Raw genomic sequence first — 20,326 nt, 5'->3', positions numbered from 1 at the left:
TCCTCACCCCCATGCCCTGCATCCCCGCCACCGCCGCGCCCTGGGTGCCCGGATGCCCCAAGGTGCTCATCGGCAACATGCCGGCCCTGGAGAGCAACTCCAAGTGCATGTGCAGCTACGGCGGCGTCATCCAGGTCGTCTCCCCCGGACAGATGGTGGCCATCGATGGGTAGCCCGGCGCTGGTGGTGGAAGCCGTCGACTTCACGCTACTCGACACGCAGTTCACCAGCGCCCCCGTGCCGCTGGATGAATCCGAGGGCCCGGATCCGCGCCTGGAGGCCATCACCGGCCTCGTCGCCAAGAGCGAGTACGCGGACGCGGCCCGCGCCGCCTCGACGCTCCTGCGCGAGGGCGTGCGCGACGTGCGCCTCGTGGGGCCGTACCTCTTCGGCCACTTCTTCGCGGACGGCATGAAGGCGCTGCCCGTCCTGTTCCGCTCCCTCAAGCGGACGCTGACGGAGAACTGGGACTTCTTCGGCCCGGTGGAGAAGAAGCTCGTCTTCGCGGACACCGGCCTGCGCTGGCTGCTGAAGATGATGGGCAAGCACCTGGAACACCACTCGCGCCTCAAGGACGCGCAGTGGCAGGCCTGGTGCGCCCCCGGCAACCGCGAGCCCATCGAGGAGGCCCTGGCCCTGGGTGATCCGCTCATCGCCGCCCTCGCCATCCTGCAGAAGGGCGCGTGCATGGATGCCATGCGCACGCTGCTCGGCTCGCTGCGCTCCCATGCCCAGGGCGTGCCCTTCCTGCCTCCGCCGGAGGAGCCCCAGCCTGATTCTCCCACGCTCGCCGCCGGTCCGGACGACGACGAGGAAGAGGACGACGACGGGGAGGAGGAAGAGGAGGCCCGTCCCGCGCGCGTGAAGAAGGCCGCCCGCGCCGAGTCCCGCGACACCGGCCCGAGCGTGCCCATGTCGCCCGCGCTCGCGCAGCTGGTGCGCAAGCTGTCCGCCTTCGAGGCGCTGGTGGAGCGCGAGGACTACGCCAAGGCGAGCGTCATCGCCGTGGACGTGCTCGCCACCGTGGAGCGGTTCGACCCGCGCGTGTACCTGCCGCAGCTCTTCTCCGGCTTCTTCAACGGCCTCGCGCAGCACGCGGAGGCCATCGAGCCCATGCTGCACAACACGGAGACGCTGTCCTTCCGCGCCATGGATCAGCTCTACCGCGTGGACCTGGACGCGTTCCTCGTCGCCCAGCAGCGCCAGGCCCGCAGCGGCGGCTCCGAGTACGACGAATAGCCCCCATGGCACTGGAGCGCGAACAGCCGGGCCGCAAGCTCACCGTCGAGGAGCGCATCACGGAGCGCATCCGCAGCTTCGACGTGCCGGCCCTCCTGGACCTGCTCGCGAAGGAGGGCTACGGCGAGGCGGAGGTGGAGTTCCGCAGCCACCGCAGCACCGTGCACCAGCCGCACCTGGTGCATGCCATTGAGTTCACCCGCCAGCCGCGCAAGCGCGTGGTCATCACCGTCAACCTGGGCCTGCTCAGCGTCCAGACGCCGCTGCCGTCCTTCCTCTTCCAGGCCATGGACCGCCTGGAGCAGGACACGATGGCCGACTTCCTGGGTTACTTCGACCACCTGCTGCTGCGGACGCGCTTCGCGGGCCAGTTCCCGGATCGCGACGAATCCCTGCTGCCCGGCTGGGAGCACAACACCTCGCACCGGCTGCGCCTGTTGCGCCTGGCGTGCCCCAGCAGCCTGCACTGGCTCTTCGCGAAGGTCTTTCCCGAGGCGGAGGTGCTGGTGCGCCGCGAGACGCGCCGCCAGCGCATCGAGGCCAAGGGCATCCGCCTGGGCGCCGCCGCGCTCGGGGATGGCAGCGCGGTGGGCGGCTTCGCCACCGTCCCCACGGGCGGGGTGGAGGTGCGGCTGTTCCTCAACGAGCCGCACTCCGGCACCGGCATCCCCTGGGCCGTCGAGGCCCGCCGGCGCCTCAACACCCGCATCCTCCCGAGCCTCGCGGAGACGCCGCTCGCCCTCACCGTCGTCCTGTGCCTGCGGGATCAGAGCAGCTTCGCCCGGCTCCAGGACGGCAGTCATCTGGGTTACGAGCCCCTGGTTGGCGGGCCGGAACAGACCCAGGAGGTCCTCCTGTTCTCGGGGGACACCGCACAATTGCGATCATCGGAAGCCCGCTAGACCTGTCATGTCGGCTGGTTGACGGGATTTCCTGATCGCGCCTAGGCTGTAAATGTTCACTCGGCAGGGCGTACTCCCGGGGCGGCTCCAGTAGTACGGGGGGAAGAAAGCGCACTGCGATTGTCAGGGAGTCACCGTGGCCATTCAGGACCAGTTGCCCAAATCCCGCATCACCCTCACGTACCGCACCACCATCAACGGCGAGCAGGAGACGGTGAACCTGCCGCTGCGCCTGCTGGTGATGGGCGACTATTCGCTGGGCACCTCCGAGGATCGCAAGACGGACCTGGAGACGCGCAAGCTGCGCTCCGTGGACGGCCGCAACCTGGACGAGTTGATGAAGGACATGAAGATGTCCGCCAACTTCCAGGTCGCCAACCGCATCAACCCGGACGTGGAGGCGGAGCTGAACGTCACGCTCCCTATCGACCGGATGAAGTCCTTCCACCCGGATGAGATCGTCAAGCACGTGCCGAAGCTCAAGGCGCTGCTGCTGCTCAAGACGCTCCTCGTGGAGATGCAGTCGAACATCGACAACCGCAAGGACCTGCGCCGCGAGCTCTACGAGCTGTTCTCCAAGCCGGAGGCGCTCAAGGAGCTGCTCAACGAGCTGAAGGGCTACGAGACCATGCGCCTGCCCTCCGGCGAGGCCGTGAAGACGGACGCCCCCGCCGCCGGTGCCGCCGCCGCCGCTGGCAAGCCCGCCACCGGTGCCGCCGCCGCCACGGCCGCGGTCGCCGCCACCGTCGCCGCCGGCGCCAAGCCGCCCGCCGCGTCCTGATCCGCCTTCCTTCCTCTTTTCCGAACTTAAAAGGACTCCGCCATGGCTGAGACCACCTACCTGAAGCGCCTGTTCAGCAGCGTCCGGCTCGATCCGCCCCAGGAATCGGCGCCGATGATCACCACCAACTTCGCGCCCGTCGTCGACGAGCAGCAGGTCACCCTGGAGAGCCGCTTTCTCTCCAGCGTCGCCGCGCTGCTACAGAACGTCGCCCCCGTGGAGGGCCCGGACAACACCGCCCGCTTCGACAAGGGCCAGGTGCTGGACGTCATCAGCCGCATCGACCGCATGATCGACGCGCAGATGAACGAGATCCTCCACAACGAGACCTTCCAGAAGCTGGAGTCCACGTGGCGCGGCCTGGAGGACCTGGTCGAGCACACCAACTTCAAGGCCAACATCGCCATCGACATCCTGGACGTCGCCAAGGATGAGCTGGCGGAGGACTTCGAGAACAACTCCAGCAACATCTTCGCCGGAGCGCTGTTCGACAAGGTCTACATCCAGGAGTACGACCAGTACGGCGGCCGCCCCTTCGGCGCCATCGTGGGTCTGTACGAGTTCTCCTCCACGCCCGCGGACCTCACCTGGCTGCAGCGCATGGCGAAGCTGTCCAACGCCGCGCACGCGCCGTTCATCTCCGCCGTCAGCCACAAGTTCTTCGGCTGCGAGACCATCGAGGAGATGGAGGCAATCAAGAACCTGGAGGGCGTGCTGGCCCACCCGCGGTTCGGCCGCTGGAACGCGTTCCGCGACACGGAGGAGGCCGCGTACGTGGGCCTGACCTTCCCGCGCTACGTGCTGCGCCTGCCCTGGCACCCGGACAAGAACCCCTGCGACGTCCTCAACTTCACCGAGACGGCGCGCGGCGACTCCGACAAGTACCTCTGGGGCAACTCCGCCATCCTGCTCGCGCGCAACATGGTGAAGGCGTTCGAGATCTCCGGCTGGTGCCAGTCCATCCGCGGCCCCAAGGGCGGCGGCCTCATCACCGGCCTGCCCGTGGACACCTTCTCCCTGCGCGGCCAGGAGGAGATCAAGGCCCCGGTGGAGATCGCCATCCCGGACTACCGCGAGTACGAGTTCGCGCGCTCGGGCTTCATCCCGCTCGTGTACCGCAAGGGTTCCAGCGACGCGACGTTCTTCAGCACCCAGTCCGCCAAGGTCGCCAAGACGTTCAAGGACCCCAAGGACTCGGAGAACTCGCAGCTCGTCACCAACCTGGCCTACACGTTCTCCATCACGCGGCTGGCGCACTACGTGAAGTGCATCATGCGTGACAACATCGGCAACACGGCGGACGCGGACTACATCCAGCGCCAGCTGGACTCGTGGCTGTCCAACTACGTCACCACCGTGGCCAACCCGGACGACCTCACCGTGCGCCGCTTCCCGTTCAAGGCGAGCAGCGTGACCGTGTTCCCGCGTCCCGGTGAGATTGGCTGGTACGACTGCAAGCTGGCCGTGCTGCCGCACATCCAGTTCGAAGGCCTCAACGTGGAGCTGATGCTCGAGTCGCGGCTCGGTTAACGCCGCATCCCACTTGGGGCAGGTGAGAGCCTGCCCCGCATCCCTGGAGTGATAGATGCCCCAGTTTTCGCGCAACCTGGACGTGTATCAGGGCTTCAACTTCAAGAAGGACAAGCAGACCCCGGTCGGCTACATCACGGCCATCTCCATTGGCGGCGTGCCGCTGACGGCGGACCAGGAGACCATCAAGGATCCTGAGAACCCGGACGCGGCCATCGCGGACAAGGTCGTCGCCGTCCTCAACCACTACCTGTGGGAGACGGGCGTGACGGACGCCATGTACTTCTCCGGCCAGGTGTCCGTGGCGAACAAGCAGAAGGTGGCGGAGATGCTGCTGGGCAAGTTCAGCAACATCGAGGTCGTCTTCAAGTACGTCGTCTACGAGTACGACCCCATCGGGAAGAAGTACTTCAAGTCCAACTTCCTCGACGCGGAGATGAAGGGTCTGCTCGAGAAGAGCGGCGACGAGCTGAACATGTCCGTCGCGGACAACGAGTCCCGTGAGGTCCAGTCGCCCAAGAACTACACGTTCCAGATCGGCATCAAGCCGCAGGCGCTGGAGCAGTCGCTGAACCTGGCCACCTCCTCCACGAAGAAGTTGGCCAAGAAGTGGGGCGTCACCGAAACGGCCAGCTAGCATCGGCCGGAGGTAACTCCGCCTCGCGCCCGGGCCGGGAGCACGCACGCTCCCGGCCTTGTTGGCGGGCGGAAGGAAGAAAGGCGCATGCAGCGGTACAAGCTCGCACGGGTCCGCTGGCACGTTGGCCAGACACTCCTCCCGGAGCATTTCGTCGCGCAGGAGGACGCGCTGGACGCGGAGATCCGCCTCCACGCCACGCTCTCCGGCCTGCCGTCCTACGGCGTCGCGAACCTGGCCTGGAACGAGTCGCTGCTGCAGAGCGGCAGCCTGTCCATCTCCGCGCTCACCGTCGTCACCAAGGCCGGGGACCTGCTGGACGTCCCGGGCAACGCCGTCATCTCGCCGCTGTCGCTGGAAGCCGTCGGCAAGACGGAGTTCATCGTCTACCTGCACGTGCTGAAGGAGACCGTCGGCGCGGAGGGCATCCGCCTGTACGCGGATGATCCGCCGGTGCTCCAGCGCGTGCTGCACAAGCTGCAGCTGTCCACGGAGCCGGTGCTGGACGGCACCATCGCCTCCCTGGGGCTGGCCGCCGTGTCCCAGGACGAGGACGGCGCTTGGCACACGTCCACGGACTGGGTGCCCGCGCTGCTGCTCGTGGGGCCCAACCCCTTCCTGGAGAAGCTGCTCACCACGCTGGACGACCTGCTGGATCAGGTGCGCCAGCAGCTGCTCACGAACATCTCCGACACGTACCTGCGCACGGACCGGCTCACCAACGCGCGCCGGGCCCTCTTCGAGGTGCAGCGGCTCATCGCGCTGCGCCGGGACATGTTCCGGCAGGTGTACGTGCACCCGTACCACCTGTTCGACGCGCTTCGCCGGCTGTACTTCGAGGCGTGCTGCTACCTGGAGATGCTCCCGGACGAGCAGATGCCGGTGTACCAGCACGAGGGGCTGAACGAGTCCCTGAGCGGGTGGATCCGCCTGCTCCAGCGCAGCTTCCAGCCGGAGGCCACGCGCTCCACGCACAAGGCCTTCCAGGCGAAGGAGGGGCAGTTCCAGCTCACGCCGCTGCCGCCGGAGATCCGCTCCGCCAGCGAGGCATATCTGCTGGTACAGCGCACCCAGCCCGGGGAGCGCACGCCGCTGGACGGCGTGAAGCTGGCCAGCCCCTCGCGGCTGCCGCTGGTGCGCCGGCAGGCCCTGAAGGGCGTGCCCTTCAAGCACGTGCCGTATCCGTCGTTCCCGCACGCGCTGGGGCCTGAAATCGACTGGTACCTGCTGAGCAACGGCGAGGAGTGGCAGCACGCGCTGCGCGAGGACGGCCTGGCCTTCTACGTGACGCCCGCGCTGCGGGGCGCCCAGACGTCGCTGTTCTGGCGGAGGAGCTAGGGGCCATGGCGCGCGCACCGTTCCTGGACAAGTTCGCGGCCCGCTCGCAGCGCTCCAGCGTGCGCGACAGCCTGGAGCACGTGATGCACAACATCGAGGCCGTGCTCAACACGAAGAAGGGCTACGGCTTCTTCATGCACGACTTCGGGCTGGGCGGGTACACGGAGAAGCTGGGCACGCGCGAGCTGGTGGAGGCCCTCACCGCGGAGATCCAGCAGGAGGTGACGCAGCACGAGCCCCGGCTGGTGGATCCGGAGGTGAAGCTGCGCGGCCGCGACAGCACGCTGTGGCTGCACTTCGACTGCAAGGGCACCTTCGACGGCCAGCCCTGCCACCTGCGCCTGCTGTTCCACTCCACCACCGGCCGGGTGCGCGTGCAGGCGGAGGACACCTGATGGCCTTCGCCGACCGCCTGGACCTGGGCCTCACGCTCACCATCGGCGGGACGGCGCATGCCATCCCCTCGTCGGACGTGCTCGCGTTCGAACTGGACCTGCACGGCTGGGGGCACGAGGGGAGGGTGGAGTTCCGCGTCCTCGACGAGACGGCGCACGGCGGCCAGAAGCAGGACACGCTGCTGGCGGACTTCCTCAAGCCGGACCTGGTGGAGGTGGCGCTGGAGCTGAAGGCCGTGCACTCCGACACGGCGACGAAGCCCACGTTCACGTCGCTGAAGGTGAAGGGGCTGGGGCTGGACAAGTCCCTCACGGAGGAGAGCGTCGCCCAGGCGAAGGGCGCGGGCATCACCTACCGGCACTACACCGTGCGCTTCGTGGACCCCGCGCGGCTGCTCTGGTCGCAGCACCACCCGTGCGTCCTCTACACGCAGAAGACGCTGCAGGACGTGCTGGACGCGCACAAGGGCGACAAGATCTCCCTGGCCAACGACTGGGCCGCGCAGCTGGACGCCACGCTGCCGCTCATCTTCCTGGGCCTGTCGCCGGAGTCCGGCGCCAGCTTCTACGACTTCGTCGTCTGGTTCACGCACACGCGCAACGGCGTGCTGGCGTACGACTACACGGCGCAGGGCTACCAGCTGCGCGCGGCGAAGGACGCCACCGGCACGCCGCTCACGCTGCGCGCGGCGGACGTGGACAGCGTGACGGTGGTGTTCCCGGAGGTGGTGCGCCACGACGTGGCCATCCTCAACGCCGCCGCGGAGAGCCCCAAGAACCAGGCCATCACCAACGCCCAGGCCGTCACCGGCATCCGCCAGGACGTGCTCCTGCGCACGGACATCGCGGACGACGTGCAGGCCCGCGTGACGCTGGAGACCGCGCGCCTCAAGGTGCGCGGCCTGGAGGTGGAGCTGGACTGGAACCGCTTCCCGGCCGTGGCCCTCGCCCCGGGCGCGCTGGTGAAGCTGCCGGACACGGCCGGGTGGACGGCGGCGGGCGTGCCGTCCACGCAAGACTTCCGGGTGCGCCGGATGAGCCTGCGCGCGGAGCCGCTGCCCATGGACGGCGACGACGCGGGCGCGGCCGGGGAGGGGCAGGAGCCCGTGCGCCGGCCCAAGCCGGAGAGCCGCTACCTCATCTCCTTCACCACGCGGCTGGAGAAGAAGGACGAGAAGCACGTGGACCTGCCGCCCTTCACCGCGCCGGTGTACCCGCGCTTCGTGGAGGGGCTCATCGTCAGCGAGGTGGGCGAGCAGAAGGACGAGACCTGGCAGGCGTACACGGACGAGGCCACCTCGCTGGACAGCTACAAGGTGAAGCTGCCGCTCTTCGCGAACCAGATCATCCAGGTGCCCTTCAACGCGAACCTGCAGCCGGGGCACTTCTACTTCCCGGCCTACAAGGGCGCCCGGGTGCTGGTGGCGCTGGACTTCCTGCGCGCGTGGCTCAAGCGCCACCTGGACTGGCGGGCGGGCGCGCGGCTGCCCTCGGACGGGCAGGGCGTGCACCTGCTCGTCGGCAAGACCACGACAAGCGGCACGTCCATGCGGCACTTCTACGAGGACAACAAGCCGCTGTGGCGCCTCCAGCGCACGAACGAGAGCGACACGGAGAAGATTGAGCTCAAGGAAGGCAACCTGCTCATCCTGGTGAAGGAAGAGTCCGCGTAAGGCGGGAGGGACCCGATGGGCACGCTGGTTTGCAAGATCGAGCTGGACAAGGTGAAGGGCATCACCGTCCAGGTCGACAACGCGGATGATCAGATCACCCAGACCGTCGTCATGGACGGCACCAGCATCACCATCACGGTGAAGGGCCAGCAGGAGACGAGCACCATCGTGCAGAAGCAGGACAGCATCGTCGTGACGGTGAAGGACCTCACCTTCGACACCGACACGATCACGATGAAGTCCAAGGGCGTCTCCAAGTGGACCAGCCAGGACACGCTCACGGTGGAGAGCACCAAGGACATGACGTTCACGTCGAGCGCCAAGCTCACCCAGACGGCCACCAGCGACGCGAAGCTGTCCTCCAGCGCCAACGTGAACATCGAGGCCACGTCCAAGCTGGCCATGAAGGGCAACATGGGCGCGGAGATGGTGACGTCCGGCGGCGAGGCCAAGGTGGACGGCGTGACGCTGAAGCTCACCGGCAAGTCCCAGGCGGAGATGTCCGCCGCGATGACCAAGGTGGCGGGCACCGGGAAGCTGGACCTGGAGAGCTCCGGCATGGCGAACCTGAAGGGCTCCATCACCAGCGTGGGCGGCTCGCTGGTGAAGCTGGGCTGACGAAACACATGGCGACAACGGACGGACGGCGGGAGAGCGGGCGGTGAAGGATTTCTCAGAGAAGATCTACCTGGACTTCCTGTCGGAGCTGGACGGGCTGGAGCGCTTCCGGCAGCGCTTCCAGGAGCGGCACCCGGCGGCCCCGTTGGACCGCGAGGACCCGGACGTGCGCCGCCTCATCGAGGCGATGGCGTTCTTCTCCGTGCAGACGCGGCACGCCACGCTGCACAACCTGCGCTCCACCTGGCGCCGGCTGTTCGCGGGCTTCTTCGACTTCCTCCTGGAGCCCGTGCCCGCCGCCGCCATGGCGCAGGCCGTGCCCACGGAGAAGATGGTGGAGCCGGTGCTCCTCACCCGGGGCACGGAATTGCGCCTGACGCCCGCGGAAGGGGTGGCGGGCTCCTTCCGCCTGCAGCGCGACCTGCGCGTGCTGCCCATCTTCCTCAAGGGCACGGACGTGGTGCCGCAGGTGCGGAGCGGCCACCGGCTCATCCTGCGCTTCGAGTCCCGCTTCGCGCGCAAGGACGCCATCGACGTGCTCAGCCTGCACGTGCGGCACCTGGACGAGTACCGCTCGTCGCTGGCGGTGTTCCACGCGCTGCGCAAGCACCTGAAGCAGGTGAGCGTCGTCTACGACGAACAGGCGGACGAGCACTCCGTGGGCAGCCCCTGCGAGGTGTCCTTCAACCGGGACCCGCCCGCGCCGGACGACAGCGGCCTGTACGCGCACCCGTTCCAGCGCCTGCGCGCGTTCTTCCAGTTCCCGGAGCAGCAGCTCTTCGTGCACGTGAAGGTGCCGCCGCCGCGCGGCAGCTCCTGGATGCGGTTCTGCCTCTGCCTGGACCTGGACAAGGACTGGACGGTGGGCCGGTCGCTGCACCCGGACTTCTTCCAGCTCTTCAGCGTTCCGGTGGTGAACCTCAAGGCGGAGCCCGCGCAGGTGGTGGTGGCGGACGGCACGCGAGCGGAGCACCCCATCATCAGCATGAGCGCGGGGCGGGAGTTCAGCCTGCACTCGGTGACGGGCGTCTTCGAAATGACCAAGGCGGGCCTGTCCCCGCTGAGGCCCGCGTTCCTGCCCGGCAAGGGCCCCAGCTACGAAGTGGATGAGACCTTCGACGAGAAGCTCACGTCCCGGCAGAGCCTCATCGTGCGCATGCCGGAGGCGTTCACCGCTCCGCGCAAGATCGTCCTGGAGGCGCTGTGGCACCAGCCGCAGTTCTCCGCGCAGGCGGCGGGCAGGGTGGAGGTGTCCGTGCCGGGCCGCCACATCGAGGGCCTGAAGTTCCAGACCGTGGGCGGCCTCCAGCCGCACCGCGACAGCGTGCTACGGGATGACGTGGAGGCGCTGACGCAATTCCTCGCATGGAAGGCGAAGCCCACGCTGGGCCGGGATGAGGTGGTCGCCCTGCTGGGTCACCTGGGGACCCCCGCGGAGAGCCCGTTCCGCCGCGTCCTTCCGTGGCTCAAGGAGTTGAAGTTCAGTGTGGTGCCCGACAGCGCGCTCAAGGGGTCGGGGATCCGCCACGCCTACGAGGCCGTGATGGAGCCCTTCGACCAGAGCTTCGAGCCTGTCGTCATCTGCTTTCTTGAGCAGTTGAGGGACCTGCTTGATGCTTGGAACAACGAGGCGACCGTCGAGCTCAAGGCCTCGGTGGCGGGGTTGGGGCCGCTACAGCTTCCAACATAGTCAAACACAATCATGAAACTGGAGCATTGGAACACTCTCCTGGCCACGCAGCGGCGCGTGCGCCAGCTCCTCGACCGGGCGCTGCCCGCCGAGCCCGCCCCGGGTGCGCGCCGGCCGCAGGGCAGGGTGGGGCAGGAGGCCCTGGGCCACCTGGAGCAGGCGCTGATGGTGGAGCTGGAGCGCCTGCGCGCCGCGTTCGGTGAAGACATGACCCCGGACGAGGTGGAGGATCTGATCCGTCCCTTCGTCTTCTTCCTGGATGAGTGGGTGCTCCGGCGGCTGTCGGACGCGGAGCAACATCTCTGGCCGCTCCTGCAGCAGAACCTGTTCCAGGTCGACTCGGGTGGAGACCTCTTCTACGACTTCGTGGAAGAGAAGTTGCGCCGCAACGACACCCCCTCCATCGTCTTCGAGATGATCCGCTTCTGCCTGGCCGCGGGCTTCACCGGCCGCCTCGTGGGGCAGCCGGAGCGCATCCGTGAGCTGAAGGACCGCATCTCCCAGCGCATCCCGCAGCCGGCCGCCATGGCGCAGCCCGCGCCGGTGGTGCCGCCGTCGGTGCCCACCGTCTACAACTTCCCGGTGCACTACTACGCCGTGACGGCCGCCATCGTCCTGGGGCTGCCGGTCTTCCTGTGGTGGGTCTCCAATTGAGGCCCTTCCCGACACGCGACGGCCGTCCTCCCGCGCCGGCCCCCAAGCCTCCGCCCAAGGCGCTCGCGCTGCTGGACGCGCTGGAGCAGCAGGTGGGCGCCCAGCTGGGGGCCTTGCGCGAGGGCGTGCAGCCCCTGCTGGACTCCGTGCGTGAGGGACTGGTGGCGCTGGATCCGCCCGGAGACGGGATGCTGCCGTCGCCGCAGGAGCAGGAGAAGCTGCGCGCGAAGCTCACCGCCACGCTGGAGGAGGCGGAGGACGTGCTCGAAGCGCTCCAGCTCGCCGTGAAGCCGGTCGGAAGGAGCGGCGGCTGACCGTGGGCGCGCTCCAGTCCATCCTGGCCGCACTGAAGGCCCACTGGGTGCTCGTCCTGGGCATCGTGGTGGTGCTCGCGGCCATTGGCGTGGGTGTGGCGCTCTGGTGGCGCAAGCGGCAGCGCGGTCCGGCGCTCGCGGGCGAGCAGAAGCCGCTGGCGTCGGGACAGCTGCTGGCCATCCGCAAGCAGTTCCTGGCGAAGCTGCCGTGGCGCTTCCGCGCGTCCGTGCGGGACTTCCCCACGCTGGTGGTGCTGGGCCCCGCGGGCAGCGGCAAGTCGGACCTGATCGAGGCGGAGGTGGACTGGGAGCGGCAGAAGCGCCAGTTCATGCCCAGCTACACGGACGACCCGCTCCTCAAGATCTTCCTGGGGCCGGAAGTCGTGGTGCAGGAGCTGGCCGCGCCCGTGCTGGAGGACGACTCGCGCCACGCGCGGCGTGCGCTGCGCCGGCTGTGGAGGGCCACCTTCGGGCGCAGGCACGTGGGCCGGGTCGTCATCGTCCTGAAGGTGAACTGGCTGCTGGAGACCTCTCCGGACGAGGTGAAGCGCGTCACCCAGCTGTTGCGCGGCAAGGTCAATCTCCTGTCGGAGGTGTGCCAGGCGCCCGTGGAGACGCGGCTGGTCCTCACGCACATGGACACGCTGGACGGCTACGCGGACTTCGCGCAGCTCTTGCGCGCGAACGGCGTGCCGCTGCAGCTGGCGGTGCCGCCGGCCGGCAGGGAAGGGGAGCTGGCGAACGCGCTCCAGCCCATGGAGAAGTACCTGGCGCTGGGGCTCACCTCCCTGGCGCCGGACGCGTTCGAGCGGCTGGCGTCCTTCTACGCGCGCGGTGGCGAGGCCTTCGCGGTGCTGGGGCGCTTCGTGTCCACGATGGTGGAGGGCGGCTCGCTGGCGTACCCGCTGAACCTCCAGCGCGTCTACCTGGCGTCGAAGGGGACGAACGTCCCGCCGACCGGGGCGCTGGCGGTGCAGGCGGATCAACCGGTGGAGCAGCTGGTCCGGGACTACCGCTGGACGCACCTGCGCCGATGCGCGGCCATCGTCGCGGTGGGCTGCCTGCCGGTGCTGCTGGCCTACGCGCACTTCTACCAGTTGCTCCTGCGCGCTCAGGACAAGCTGGACGCGTTCCAGGTGACGGTGCAGCGGCTGGAGGAGCGCAACCAGAGCGTGTCCGGCTCCGTGGTGGAGTCCCAGACGAACGAAGCGGTGCGGGCCATGGAGGACCTCTGGGGCGCCACGCGCTACTGGCCGCCCCTGGCGCACAGCTTCACCGACGAGTGGGAGGAGCTGCGGGCCCGGCTCGCGCGCAGCATCCGGATGTCCTACCTGAAGCCGATGCTGGAGAAGTGCCAGGACCAGTGCCGGCGCTGCGCCAGCGAGATTCCCGGCTGCCAGCCCGCGCCCGCGTTCGCCAGCCGGGGCACGCGCGCCACGCCGCTGACCCCGTCGTCCCGGGTGGACGACAGCTGCCACCTGGAGACGCTGTGCCGGCCGGAGCAGGTGCTCTACACGCTGGGCGTGCTCTACGCGTCCCGCAACGAGGACCTGGGCCAGTTCGTGCTGCGCAGCGTGCACGGCGCGCACAAGAAGCAGCTGGGGTGGACGGCGGAGGCCTTCGGGTTGAGCCTGGCGGGGGCGACGGACCAGGAGCCCAACTGGCTGGATGCGATGGGCCTCGCGGAGCCGATGGTCGCCAACTACGTCATCGCCAGCGACAAGCCCTTCGACGAGAACGTCCCCTGGACGCGCTGGCCCTTCTCCTATCTGACGATGGACGGCCTGCTGGGCCCGTGGCGCGACCACTTCACGCAGCTGCAGGACGTGCTGAACGCGAAGGAGCTGGACCTGGCCCGGTGGCGCGCGCTCGGTGACGACCGCGAGCGGCTGCGCACCTCGCTGGTGGAGACGGCGCCGTACAGCTCCGCGCGGAAGGTGATGGACCTCATCAACGCGTCGGACGCGGAGCCGGACGCAAGCCAGCTCAAGGGCGTGGGCAGCCTGCTCGACTCGCTGGACTGGCTGCGCCAGAACCGCCAGACGCTGGAATCCATCCTGCGCATGGAGGACGAAGCGGATGCCGCCCTGCGCGCCGCCGCCCGCATGACGCCCGCGGAGCTGCTCACCCGCGCGGACGGCCTCTTCGCCCCCAGCGACGGCGACGCGCGCTACTCGGTGGAGGTGCTCCGGCGCGACTACGAGTTCCGCCCGATGGACGTGTCGCGGCAGCTGCTGGACAAGGTGCTGCGCGCGCTGAAGGAGACGGGCCGCTCGCCGCTCAACGGCAACGCGTTCAACCCGGGCACGGGTGAGACGACGTCCGAGGTCGCCAACGAAGGTGCGGGGGACGACGACACGGAGTTCGCCAGCGGGCAGGCCCCGGTGGTGGGCAAGGTGCTGGGCAAGGCCGCCTTCGACGCGCAGCTGAGCCCCCTGGTGGACGAGTTCACCGAGCGGCTGGCCAAGTCGAGCCTGTCGCGCGAGGAGGCCGTGGAGCGCGCCACCTTCGTGCAGGGCAAGGTGCAGACGTTCGCGAAGCGCTACGGCCAGGACCTCTACGCGACCTACCGGGGCTACCGCTTCCGCACCACGCCGCGCGGCTCGCTGGCCAGCGACCTGTCCGTGCTGCTGCAGCCGTCGTCCCCGCTGGAGGCCATGCTGCGCGACGTGGCGGTCCGGGCGGGCGTGGGGCCCTTGGAGAGCGAGTACTACGCGCCGATGCGCGAGGCGGTGGCGCCCTTCAAGCCGGTGGTGCAGCTGATGACGCCGGACAAGGCCGGCGCGCTCACGGAGCTGGCGGCCTACACCACGCTGGTGTCGCAGCTGCAGCAGGAGCTGTCCGGGGTGAAGCCCGCGCCGGTGAAGCCCGCCGCGCCCAAGGACCCCGCGGCTCCGGCGGGCGCCACGGCGTCGTCGGCGGGCTCGCAGCTGGCGGAGATGCTGTCGCCGGTGGGGCGGGTGGCGCTGAGCATGCTGCTGGAGGAGGAGGACTCGTACCTGCGCCGGGTGGACGCGTGGCTGGATCAGCACGGCCTGGTGGGCGAGTTCCGGCTGCCGTTCCGCCAGCCCTTCGTCGTCGTGCGCAACCGGGGCCGCGCGGAGCTGGAGCGCGTCATCGCGGAGCAGTGGACGTACCAGGCCCGCCGCACGCTGGATCCGCTCATCAAGCGCTATCCGTTCAACCCCAGCGCGTCGCAGGAAGTGGACCCAGTGGAGCTGGAGGTGCTGCGCCGCAAGGACGGGGCCTTCTGGCAGTTCGTCACCCAGGTGCTGTCGCCGGTGGTGGAGGAGCGCGGGACGGACTGGTCGCTGCGCTATCCGCTGAAGTCGCGCATGCTCCTGCCGCCGCGCATGCTCTCCGCGCTGGGGCAGCTGGGCCGCCTGTCGAAGCTCCTGTGGGACGACGAGGGCAAGCCGCGCCCCCTCGCGATGCAGGTGCGCCCGCTGCCGCTGCCGACGGCGCCCACGCCGGACAGCTTCGTGACGTTGTCGTACCTGAAGTGCGGCGGGGCGGCGTCGTTCGGGTTCAACCAGCGGCCGGCGTGGGGGGAGTTCCCGCTGAGCTGGTGGAGCCCGCAGCCGTCGTCCATCGGCGTGGAGCTGCGCTCGCCGTCGCGGGACGGGAAGCGTTACCGCTCCATGGAGATGTCCGAGTCGTCTTGGAACTGCTTCCGCCTGCTGGAGTCCGCGACGCTGACAGACCAGTCGAACGTGGTGTGGGTGCTGCCGGGGCGCGGGCTGGCGGCGAACGAGAAGGTGCTGGAGATCAGTTTCGGGCTGCGCGGCGAGCCTTGGGCGCCATTCCGTGGGGTGGTGCCATGAAGGGCAGGGGCGTGAGGCTGGCGGCGGGGCTGGTGACGGCGGTGGTGGCGGGCAGCTGCGCGGCGCCCAGCCTGACGGTGAACGTCAAGGCGCCGGCGGGCACCAACCAGGGCCGGCCGCTGTACATGCTGGTCCGCACGGTGTCGAAGACGACGATGACGGAGGGCTATGCGGACGTCGCGGCCAAGGTCATCACCCCGGACGAGTCCGTGCTCCAGACGGTGGTCATCTACCCGAGCCGCACGAAGCAGGTGAAGATCCCCCTGCCGCCGGAGCAGGCGGTGGCGGTGAGCTTCCTCTTCACCACGCCCAACGGCGCCTGGCAGGCGCTGCTGGACGTGCCGGTGCCCAGGTCGGTGGACATCGAGCTGCAGGAGAGCCGCATCCGCACGGACCTGCCCAAGAGCGTGCCCGCCCAGGATTCCACCACGCCGGCCGCGCCCGAAGCGCCCAAGGCCCCGGAAGCGCCCAAGGCTCCCGAGCCCAAGATGTCCCTGGCCTCTCCGAAGTAGGAGCCGCGTCAGGACGCGAGCGCGTCCAGCTGGGGGCCCAGCGCGTTCAGCGCGGACGTCACCCGGCCGTTCGCCGCGGTCACCGGCTTCGCGAAGGCGCCACCCTGGAGCTGGGCGCCAATCGCGTCGAGAGGGGAGAGCAGCTGCGGCTTCTGCGTCGTGGCCTGGGTGGAGATGGAGTCCACCTGCGTCTGGGCCCCGGACTTCAGGCCCTCCGCGCGCTGCTTGAAGGCCGCGAGCGCCTGATCCACCTGCGAGGTGAGCGACGTCTCCGCGCCCGCGCGGGCCTGCTCCAGCGCCGTCAGCCCGCCCGTCACGGACGTCTTCGTGGTGCCCAGCTGCGAGTCCAGCCGGCCCTTCGCGGACGTCACCTGGCCCTCCGCCGAGTCCCGCGCCGTCTGCATGGCCTGCACGGCCGCGTCGATGCCGGAGCCCACCTGCGCGTCCAGGGCCTCCAGGCGCTGGGGCACCTGCGTGTCCAGCGGCGTCACCCGCGCGGCCACCTGCTGCTTCATGGCCTGGATCTGCTGCACGCCCTGGTCCTTCACGGTGCCGATCTGCGTGACGGCCGCGGCGATGACCTGTCCCACCTGCGCGGTGGCCTGCTCGATGCCCTGGAGGATGGAATCGGTGAGCGTGCCCATCTGCGTCACGGCCTGCGTCGTGGCCGTGTCGATCTGCGTCTGCGCCTGCGTCTGCACCGTCTCCACCTGGGAGACGATGGTCTTCTGCACCGCCTGGAGCTGCGTGCCCACCTGCGAGGAGAGGGTCCCCAGCTGCGTGGTGATCTGCGTCACCACCTGCGTGATGCCCTGCACCGCGGGGCTCACCAGCGGCTTGGGCAGGTCCGCGGCCGGGATGGCGTCCAGGAGGCCCATGGCGCGCTCCAGCAGCGCCTCCAGGGAGCCGACGATCTGCTGGAAGAGGGCCTGGAGCTGCTCCAGCTTCTGGGGCAATACGTCGAAAAGCGCCATCACCTGCTGCTTGAGCGAACTGACCGTCGCGACCAGGGTGTCCAGCGTGGTGAACGCCGCGTCCAGCGTCGCCTTCAGCGGCGCCTTGATGTTCTCCACCGCGGTGAGCGCGCCCTGTACCAGGGTGTCGATGGTGCCGCTCACGGTGGTGATGGCGGCCTCCACCTGCTTCTGCACCTGGTCGATGAGCTTCTCCACCGCCGTGAGCTGCGCCGTGACGCTGGCCACCTGTCCGGCAATCGTCTTGCCCAGCGTGTCCAGCGCCCCGTCCGCCTGCGTCTTGCCCGCCGTCAGCGACGGGGCCACCTGGGTGTCCAGCGGGTCGACGATGGCGGCGGCCGCCGCGGCAGCGGCCATCAGCTGATCCACCAGTGACTTGCGCTGCGTCTCCAGCGCGGACTGCTGTTGCTTGTGGGCGTCCTTCGTCGTCTTGCCCGCGTTGACGATCTCCTGGTGCAGCGCCGCCAGCGCGCTCACGGGGTCCTTCACCGCGCCGTCCAGGGTGGAGGTGAGCTGCGTGCTCCGGCCCGTCGCCGCGTCGCGGGAGGTGGCCAGCCGCACCAGCACCGCCGCCAGCGCCGCCGCGATCGTCGACCCCGCGCCCGTGAGGTCCTGCGTGAGCTGCGAGCGGGTCTGATCAATCAGAGCGTAGCCCTGCGCGCGGCGGGCCTCCGTCTCCTCCTTGGAACCCTTGCGCTTCGCGAGCTTCGCGTCGAAGGACTTCTTGTCCGCGTCGCACTTCTGGGCCACCTGCTGCTGGAGCGCGGTGAGCTGTCCCTGCGACGACTCGGCGGAGGACTTTGCCTGCGCCTCCAGCCCCTGGCTCTTCGTCGCCGCTTCCTGGCCCAGCGACTCCGCCTTCGTGCGCGCCGTCGTGCTGGAGGCGGTCAGGTTCTGCTCGTGGCCCTTCACCTCCGAGGCCAGCGCATCGAAGCGGGAGGAGGGGTCCGCCAGCGTCACGTTCGCCGCGTTCACCTGCGCGAGCAGCGCCCCCAGCGCTCCGGAGATGGACGGGCGCAGCGCGGCGACCTGCTGCACGACGCCCTGGGCCAGGGCCTCCACCTCGCCCTTCGCGGTGGAGAGGCGTGGCGTGATGCCGGAGCCGAAGCCCTCCACGGTCGACTTATGCTTCGCCACCGTCGCGCGCAGTTCGTTCATTTCAACCCCGCGAGCGCGGCCTTGGCATCCGCGGCGGCGCCACCGAGGGCGCCCGTCTGCCCGTCCAAGCCGTTGAGGGCGCTGGTCAGCTTCGCGCGGGACTCGGCGGCCTTGCCCTTCACCTGGGCCTCCGCGGCGGCGAGGGCCGCGCCCGTCTCCTCCGTCGCCGCGTTCAGCTTCGCGTTCACCGCCGCCGTGGACTCCTTGTAGGCCGCCGTCGCGTCGCTCACCGCGCCTTCCACGCCCGCGGTGAGGTCGCCCTTCGCCGTCTCCACCTGCGGCGTCACGTCATAGGTGGGCGTGGTGGGGGCGCCGCCGGGGTTCTCCTTCGTCTGGATGAGGAGGTGCCCTTCCGACAGGCGGATGACTTCCGTGTCGTTGGAGTTCACCCGCCCCAGGTTCCACACCGGCTTGTTGTCCTGGAAGTCGTGCGTCAGCGCGGTCTGGTTCTCGCCGTTCTTGCCGAAGAGGATCTGATCGCCCTGGCTGTCCTGGGGCATGCGCACGCCCTCGCCCCAGTCCAGGTAGCGGTGCAGCGCCGCGTGGTCGAAGTGCAGCGCCACCAGCGCCCGCTCGTTCTTGTACGGGGGGAAGTAGAACGTGCCCGGGAAGTGGCCGGGCTCCGCCGGCACGCTCACCGTCTTGTTCCACAGCGGGATCGTCACCCGGTAGTTCGTCACGGACGTCTTCTGATCATCCACCTGGAGGTAGATGCGGTCCGTGGCCTCGCCGCCGGGGCTGTGCACCTTGCCCTCGACGTAGATGGGGTAGCGGGGCGGCCGGTACGCGGGCAGCTCCGGCACCGGATCCGACTTCTGCTCCAGCAGCACGGACAGGGTGACGGAGTAGCCCGCCATCGCGTCCTGCTGGCCGTCGTGCGGACCGTCCTGGAGCCCCGCGCCGTCGAAGGCCAGCTCCGCCACGCGCAGGTCCTCTCCCAGGCCCACGAGGCCCGGGCTCCACCGCGCGCCGTCCAGCTTGATCAACGCCCCCGGATGCAGCGTGATGGGCGGCACGTCGAGGAACGTCAGCCGCAGGCGGCGCTTGCGCACGCGCAGGCGCTCCTTCTCCAGCGACTGGCGCTGCTCCGCCTCCGCCGCGATGGGCGTGCGCACCAGCACGTCGTGCTGGATGCCCGCCACCGCCTGGGACTGCTCCAGCGCCACCGTGGTCGCGCCAGCCCCGAAGCCGTTGAGCACCCGCGCGCTGTGGCGGATGACCGGCGGCATCTCCACGTCCACGCGCGCCACGTGCTTGCGGCTGAGCGCGGTGACGGTGCCCGTGGCCGGCTTCTTCGCGGAGAGGGTGTACGTGTCCTTGGGGCTGTCGTACGTGAGCACGCCGCCGCGCGTGTCCACGAACCAGAGGACGAAGTCGTAGAAGCTGGCGGCCGGGTGGTCATCGCCGATGCCCAGGCACACCATCGCGTGCTTTTCCTCCAGCGCGTCCCAGTCGTAGGTGAGCAGCAGGCCGCCGGGCTTGTGCGCGTCCAGCAGGTCCGACAGCTTCTTCGCCGTGTGCAGCTCCACCGGGCGGTGCTGCTTCCAGAGCACCCGCGCGGGGTCCTCGAAGGTCACCGTGTACTGGCGGAAGGCCACCGCCACGTTGTCCTTGTTGCCGTGCGCGGTGCCGCTGACGCGCTTCTCCGTGACGATGCCCTGCACCACCAGCGGCGTGGGCGGCGGTTCGAACACGCCGGACAGCTTCAGCCGCACCCGCACCAGGTCCGGCTTGCAGAACGCGGTGAACAGCGCCGCGTCCGCCTTCTCCAGCGCCGTCCAGAAGGTCACCGTGCAGCGGAAGCCCGTGGGCGTCATCCGCAGCGAGAAGTCCCTCACCTGTCCGCCGGGGATGGCGTACGGCTGCTCGCCCGCGGTGACGGTCAGCTCCAGCTTCAGCTTTTCGGAGAAGGGGAGCGTCATGCCGTCGTCACCGGGCCTTCGCCTGGACCTCCTCGCGGGTCAACGCGCCCCGGGCCTCCAGTGCGTCCATCATCGCGCGCATCACGCGCGCCTGCTGCGCCACCATGCGCTCCAGGTCCGCCACCTGCTGCGTGAGCGCCTCCACCTTCGACGCCAGCTCCGCGT

At 69.4% G+C, this 20,326-nt stretch carries 17 protein-coding genes; 15 read left to right on the top strand and 2 right to left on the bottom strand.

Going from position 1 to position 20,326, the window contains the following annotated elements:
- The first annotated feature begins 11 nt into the window (after positions 1-11).
- The 15 genes from D7W79_RS45785 (at position 12) to D7W79_RS20005 (ending at position 16,107) form a co-directional block, all read left to right on the top strand.
- Positions 12-173, top strand: coding sequence for a DUF4280 domain-containing protein (locus D7W79_RS45785; RefSeq protein ID WP_276375370.1), 162 nt, complete (start codon positions 12-14; stop codon positions 171-173).
- Positions 166-1,239: a type VI secretion system protein IglI family protein gene (locus D7W79_RS20070; protein ID WP_120526997.1), complete on the top strand. Its 1,074-nt coding sequence runs from the start codon at positions 166-168 to the stop codon at positions 1,237-1,239. Before D7W79_RS45785 ends, D7W79_RS20070 begins: the two co-directional genes overlap by 8 nt.
- Positions 1,240-1,244: 5 nt before the next feature.
- Entirely contained in the window at positions 1,245-2,141 is an 897-nt protein-coding gene (locus D7W79_RS20065) for a type VI secretion system baseplate subunit TssG (RefSeq protein WP_120526996.1), read from the top strand.
- A gap of 136 nt (positions 2,142-2,277) precedes the next feature.
- Positions 2,278-2,922, top strand: coding sequence for a type VI secretion system contractile sheath small subunit (gene tssB, locus D7W79_RS20060; protein WP_120526995.1), 645 nt, complete (start codon positions 2,278-2,280; stop codon positions 2,920-2,922).
- A 42-nt stretch (positions 2,923-2,964) separates the two neighbouring features.
- Positions 2,965-4,452: a type VI secretion system contractile sheath large subunit gene (gene tssC / locus D7W79_RS20055; RefSeq protein WP_120526994.1), complete on the top strand. Its 1,488-nt coding sequence runs from the start codon at positions 2,965-2,967 to the stop codon at positions 4,450-4,452.
- Positions 4,453-4,507: 55 nt separating this feature from the next.
- Positions 4,508-5,089: a hypothetical protein gene (locus D7W79_RS20050; protein ID WP_120526993.1), complete on the top strand. Its 582-nt coding sequence runs from the start codon at positions 4,508-4,510 to the stop codon at positions 5,087-5,089.
- Positions 5,090-5,176: 87 nt separating this feature from the next.
- Entirely contained in the window at positions 5,177-6,427 is a 1,251-nt protein-coding gene (gene tssK / locus D7W79_RS20045; RefSeq protein WP_120526992.1) for a type VI secretion system baseplate subunit TssK, read from the top strand.
- Positions 6,428-6,432: 5 nt separating this feature from the next.
- Positions 6,433-6,822: a GPW/gp25 family protein gene (locus D7W79_RS20040; RefSeq protein ID WP_120526991.1), complete on the top strand. Its 390-nt coding sequence runs from the start codon at positions 6,433-6,435 to the stop codon at positions 6,820-6,822.
- Positions 6,822-8,495, top strand: coding sequence for a hypothetical protein (locus tag D7W79_RS20035; protein WP_120526990.1), 1,674 nt, complete (start codon positions 6,822-6,824; stop codon positions 8,493-8,495). The genes D7W79_RS20040 and D7W79_RS20035 overlap by 1 nt, the downstream gene beginning before the upstream one ends.
- A 15-nt stretch (positions 8,496-8,510) precedes the next feature.
- Positions 8,511-9,113 (top strand): hypothetical protein, encoded by a 603-nt coding sequence (locus D7W79_RS20030; protein ID WP_120526989.1) that lies wholly within the window; start codon positions 8,511-8,513, stop codon positions 9,111-9,113.
- Positions 9,114-9,156: 43 nt separating this feature from the next.
- A complete protein-coding gene (locus tag D7W79_RS20025; RefSeq protein WP_120526988.1) occupies positions 9,157-10,803 on the top strand; it encodes a type VI secretion system baseplate subunit TssF in 1,647 nt (548 codons plus the stop codon).
- 12 nt (positions 10,804-10,815) lie between these two features.
- Entirely contained in the window at positions 10,816-11,457 is a 642-nt protein-coding gene (locus tag D7W79_RS20020) for a DotU family type IV/VI secretion system protein (protein WP_120526987.1), read from the top strand.
- A complete protein-coding gene (locus tag D7W79_RS20015) occupies positions 11,454-11,771 on the top strand; it encodes a hypothetical protein (protein ID WP_244221864.1) in 318 nt (105 codons plus the stop codon). The genes D7W79_RS20020 and D7W79_RS20015 overlap by 4 nt, the downstream gene beginning before the upstream one ends.
- 2 nt (positions 11,772-11,773) lie before the next feature.
- Positions 11,774-15,595 carry a type VI secretion IcmF C-terminal domain-containing protein gene (locus tag D7W79_RS20010; protein ID WP_120526986.1) on the top strand — a complete coding sequence of 1,274 codons (3,822 nt, stop codon included), beginning with the start codon at positions 11,774-11,776 and terminating at the stop codon, positions 15,593-15,595.
- Positions 15,592-16,107 (top strand): hypothetical protein, encoded by a 516-nt coding sequence (locus D7W79_RS20005; RefSeq protein WP_120526998.1) that lies wholly within the window; start codon positions 15,592-15,594, stop codon positions 16,105-16,107. Before D7W79_RS20010 ends, D7W79_RS20005 begins: the two co-directional genes overlap by 4 nt.
- 8 nt (positions 16,108-16,115) lie before the next feature.
- On the opposite strand, the gene D7W79_RS20000 is transcribed toward D7W79_RS20005, so the two are convergent.
- Entirely contained in the window at positions 16,116-18,239 is a 2,124-nt protein-coding gene (locus tag D7W79_RS20000) for a YhgE/Pip domain-containing protein (RefSeq protein ID WP_120526985.1), read from the bottom strand.
- The gene (locus D7W79_RS19995) at positions 18,236-20,161 is read right to left on the bottom strand and encodes a hypothetical protein (RefSeq protein WP_120526984.1); all 1,926 of its coding nucleotides are present in this window, start codon (positions 20,159-20,161) and stop codon (positions 18,236-18,238) included. The genes D7W79_RS20000 and D7W79_RS19995 overlap by 4 nt, the downstream gene beginning before the upstream one ends.
- Between the last annotated feature and the right edge of the window lie 165 nt (positions 20,162-20,326).

Origin of the sequence: Corallococcus exercitus, from assembly GCF_003611585.1 — a bacterium.
Taxonomy (GTDB): Bacteria; Myxococcota; Myxococcia; order Myxococcales; family Myxococcaceae; genus Corallococcus; species Corallococcus exercitus.
Note: the sequence above shows the minus strand (reverse complement) of the source record. Positions and strands in the feature narration are given on the sequence as shown.